This window comes from Acinetobacter sp. UBA5934, from assembly GCF_002430855.1.
Lineage (GTDB): Bacteria > Pseudomonadota > Gammaproteobacteria > Pseudomonadales > Moraxellaceae > Acinetobacter.
Window position 1 is genome coordinate 1 of the sequence record NZ_DJDC01000110.1, and the last position, 4422, is coordinate 4422.

Annotated in this window: 4 protein-coding genes; 3 read left to right on the forward strand and 1 reads right to left on the reverse strand. The window is 42.8% G+C overall.

Going from position 1 to position 4422, the window contains the following annotated elements:
* Positions 1–30: 30 nt before the first annotated feature.
* The 3 genes from B2Y23_RS07730 to B2Y23_RS07740 all read left to right on the forward strand — a co-directional run bounded on the left by B2Y23_RS07730 (position 31) and on the right by B2Y23_RS07740 (position 3437).
* Positions 31–1233, forward strand: a complete 1203-nt coding sequence (locus B2Y23_RS07730) for a 3-oxoadipyl-CoA thiolase (protein WP_291370038.1) — start codon at positions 31–33, stop codon at positions 1231–1233.
* A 12-nt stretch (positions 1234–1245) separates the two neighbouring features.
* On the forward strand, positions 1246–2463 hold the full coding sequence (locus B2Y23_RS07735; protein ID WP_291353829.1) for a CaiB/BaiF CoA transferase family protein: 1218 nt from the start codon (positions 1246–1248) through the stop codon (positions 2461–2463).
* Positions 2464–2591: 128 nt separating this feature from the next.
* Positions 2592–3437 carry an IclR family transcriptional regulator gene (locus tag B2Y23_RS07740; protein WP_291353831.1) on the forward strand — a complete coding sequence of 282 codons (846 nt, stop codon included), beginning with the start codon at positions 2592–2594 and terminating at the stop codon, positions 3435–3437.
* A 94-nt stretch (positions 3438–3531) separates the two neighbouring features.
* On the opposite strand, the gene B2Y23_RS07745 is transcribed toward B2Y23_RS07740, so the two are convergent.
* Positions 3532–3966: a PaaI family thioesterase gene (locus tag B2Y23_RS07745; protein WP_291353833.1), complete on the reverse strand. Its 435-nt coding sequence runs from the start codon at positions 3964–3966 to the stop codon at positions 3532–3534.
* Positions 3967–4422: the final 456 nt, after the last annotated feature.

A 4422-nucleotide genomic window follows, 5' to 3' on the forward strand; every position in this document is an offset into this window, starting at 1 on the left:
GCTGTTTAAGCGAACGAAAAGGAATTTCTTATGTTAAATGCATTTATCTATGATGGATTGCGTACTCCATTTGGCCGTCATGCGGGTGACCTGGCCACGATTCGCCCAGACAACTTGGCTGCAGGCGTGATTAAAGCCCTGATTGAAAAACATAATTTGCCAAACAATATCTATGATGATGTGATCCTTGGAAATACCAATCAGGCTGGTGAAGACAGTCGTAACATTGCGCGTCATGCAGCCTTGCTTGCAGGTCTAGATGTAAAAACCCCAGCGCAAACCGTGAACCGTCTATGTGCATCAGGCTTGGCATCTGTGATTGATGCTGCGCGTGCGATCAGCTGTGGGGAAGGCGACATTTTCATTGCAGGTGGCGTTGAGTCGATGTCACGTGCACCTTTTGTTTTTGCCAAATCTGAAAAAGCCTTTGGTCGTGACTTTAAAGTGTTTGATTCTGCGATTGGCGCACGTTTCCCCAACCCGGCGATTGAAAAACAGTTTGGCGATGACACCATGCCAAAAACCGGTGACAACGTTGCAATTGAATATGGCATTAGCCGTGAAGATGCGGATCGTTTCGCTGCTGCATCTCAAGCAAAATATGAAGCTGCGCGTCAAGAAGGTTTCTTTGATGGTGAGATTACGCCTGTTGAAGTGGCACAAGGTCGTAAGTTTCCGCCTAAATTAGTCGCAGTTGATGAACATCCGCGCCCATCGTCTAATATGGAAGCCCTGCAAAAACTGAGACCCTTGTTCGAAGGCGGTGTAGTAACTGCGGGTAATGCTTCAGGCGTGAATGATGGTGCTGCGGCATTGATCATCGGTTCTGAACAGGCTGAACAGACTTTAGGTTTCAAACCGATTGCCAAGATTTTGTCATCAGGTGCTGCAGGCATTGAACCTCGTATTATGGGTGCAGGTCCTGTGGAGGCGATCAAGCTGGCGCTGAAACGTGCCAACCTGACTTTGGAGGATATGGACATTATTGAGATCAACGAAGCTTTTGCATCTCAAGTGCTGGCATGTCTACGAGGTTTGGACGTTGCACTGGATGATCCGCGTGTCAATCCAAACGGTGGTGCAATTGCAGTCGGTCATCCACTGGGTGCTTCAGGTGCACGTTTGGCGCTCAGCACGGCTCGTGAACTGCAACGTCGCGGCAAGAAATATGCTGTGATCAGCTTGTGTATTGGTGTGGGACAAGGTCTCGCAATGGTTATTGAACGCGTATAAAAGAGAAAACACATGGGTGCATTAGAAGGTATTCGCGTACTGGATTTAAGTCGCGTACTGGCAGGTCCTTGGTGTGGTCAAATCCTGGCGGATTTAGGCGCAGAAGTGATTAAAGTTGAACGTCCAAAAACGGGTGATGACACGCGTTTATGGGGTCCACCCTGGATGAAGAATGATCAGGGTGAAGACACACGTGAAGCAGCTTATTATCAATCTGCAAACCGGAATAAGCTCTCTATTGCAATTGATATTTCCTCAGCGGAAGGACAGGAGCTGGTTCGTGCTTTAGCGGCTGAATCTGATGTGGTGATTGAAAACTACAAGGCAGGTTCACTGAAAAAGTACGGTCTGGATTACGATAGTTTAAATGCGGTCAACCCGAAACTGGTATATTGCTCAATCACCGGTTTTGGCCAGACTGGACCGCGTGCACCTGAACCGGGTTATGACTTTATCATTCAGGGTATGGGCGGTCTCATGTCTGTAACCGGTGAAAAAGATGACTTGCCGGGCGGTGGCCCGCAAAAAGTCGGTGTGGCATTTGCTGATTTAACCACCGGCTTGTATTCAACCATTGCTATTCAGGCAGCTTTGTTGAACCGTACTTTAACCGGTCTTGGTCAATATATTGATATGGCCTTGCTGGATGTGCAGGTAGCTACACTTGCCAACCAGGGTATGAATTATCTGGCATCTGGAAAAGTTCCAGGCCGTTATGGTAATGCCCATGCCAACATTGTGCCTTATCAGGTCTTTAAAGCTGCAGATCAGGACTTTATTATTGCCTGTGGTAATGACAAGCAGTTTGTCGCTTTAAGTGCCGCAATTGGTTTGCCTGAGCTGCCATATGATCCGCGCTTTACCACCAATGCCCTACGGATTAAACACCGTAGCGAAATTGGGGATTTATTGGCGGCTCACTTCCTCAGCAATACTGCAAAACACTGGGTAGAAGCGATTCATGCCGTTAAAGTTCCGGTAGGTTTAATTAATAACCTGGAACAGGCATTTGAAGAACCTCAGGTTCAGGCACGTAATATGCTGATTGAAATGCAACATCCTTTAAAAGATAAACTTAAAGTGATTGGTTCACCGATCAAGCTTTCCCGTACACCAGTAGAATATAAGAAAGCACCGCCAATGTTGGGCGAACATACCGATGAAATTTTAGCCCGTGTGACTGATGCTGAAAAAATAGCAACATTACGTGCTCAAGGTATTATTGGATAGTTCACATAAACATTAAATGTGTTTGATAAAGAAGCAACTTTTAATAAGTTGCTTCTTTGCTATTAATACAATATTTATATTATAATTTTCGCCATGCGAAACAAAATTTAAGTATCTGGGCAATTTAAATGACGAAAGTGACAGAATCGGAACAGGCGGAGCAGCTTCTGGCTCCATTAAGACATGAACTTTTGCATCCGATTGAGGATATGCAAGATGAAAATGATCGCCAATATATTACTGCTCTTGCCCGTGGATTAGAACTTTTACGTTGTTTCTCGGCCAAACATCAGCATCTGGGCAATCAGGAATTGTCGCAAATGACAGGTTTGCCTAAACCTACCATTACCCGTTTGACCCATACACTTTCTCGCTTGGGTTACTTAAAACAGGTGCCTAATTCAAGTAAATTCCAGCTTTCTGTTGGCGTGCTTGCCTTTGGATATTCCATGTTGTCGAATCTCTCGATTCGTTCAATTGCTCATCCCTATATGAAAGATCTGGCAGATTACGCCGGAGCTGCTGTGGCAATGGCAACCCGTGACCGCCTGAATATGATCTATCTGGATGTGGTGCAAGGCAAGGGCAATGTGACCATGCGTCGCCAAGTGGGTACTTATTTGCCTATTCACTTAAGTTCGGTGGGTCGTGCTTGCCTCGCGGCAATGCCAGAGGATGAGCGTGAGTTTTTGCTGGATGCTATCCGTATCAAACATAAAGAAGACTGGATGAAAATCAACCGTGAGCTCGATAAGGCTTTTAAAGATTATCAAGACTTTGGTTACTGCTTCTCGGTCGGTGACTGGCATAAAGATGTGAACTCGGTAGCGGTACCTTATTATCATGAGCAACATGGTTTACTGGTATTTAACTGTGGTGGACCAAGCTTTATTTTGAATCGTGCCAAACTGGAAGATGATATTGCACCACGTTTATTGCATATGGTGAATAATATTAGCAATGAAGTTGGATAGATTTTTAGATAAATTTTCTATTAATCATTAGTCTAATCAAGGAGCAAGAATCAGGAAGATGTTTGCTCTAAAATTAAAAAATGAAGCTTAAATTTTATTTGCGAATAATCATTAAAGTTGCTGTGCCGTGTGCATAAATTTTATCGTTTTCATCAATGATACGACCTTCAGTCATCACCAGCGTGCGTCCTTGATTAATAATTTTTCCTACACCGCGATAGGTTTTTCCACATTGCATGGGGCGGATCATTTTAATATTTAAATCAGTCGTGGCAAAACGGCCCCCTTTTTCCATAAGGGTATGCGCTGCGGCACCCGTTACACTGTCTAAAATGGTCGCACAGAATCCGCCATGAACCCCGCCTTGCAAATTAATATGCTCTTCGCCAGGGGTGACTTCATAGATAATATAGCCTTCTTGAACTTCAACCAGTTGCATAGGAATAGTTTTAGCCATCGGTGCATGAGGGATTTCACCATTTTTGACAGCAGTTAAAAATTCCAGACCTGTGTACTTATCCATCGACATTTAATATTGCTTCCTATTCACTTTATAATTCATTTATATCTTAATATTAATTTGAGTATTTTGAAATTAAATACCGCTAGGTAAAACTAGAATTTTTGTCGAACAGAATGTATTTTTCTGATCATCAACAATAGTGAGTATTAAAAATTGCTTCCACTTTTAAGCATTAGTGAAGTTTAAATATCTTCTAGATTGATGGTAGAAAATTAAAGATCAAGTCGGTATAAAAAAGATGCGTTTCTCTGCTTATCTTTATTGAATTGTCTTTAGAGAGTGGGCTATTAGAAGGTAGAAATCAGATGAAGTATCTATGTTTTAAAATGACTCAAACAGGTTAAAACAGGGTGGTGATTTTTTTTTAAATTTTTTATCTATCTTTTAGTAAAATTCAGTATCTTATAAAAATAGAGCAATAAAAAACCCTCATCTTTCGATGAGGGTTTTTCGTATTCTGGA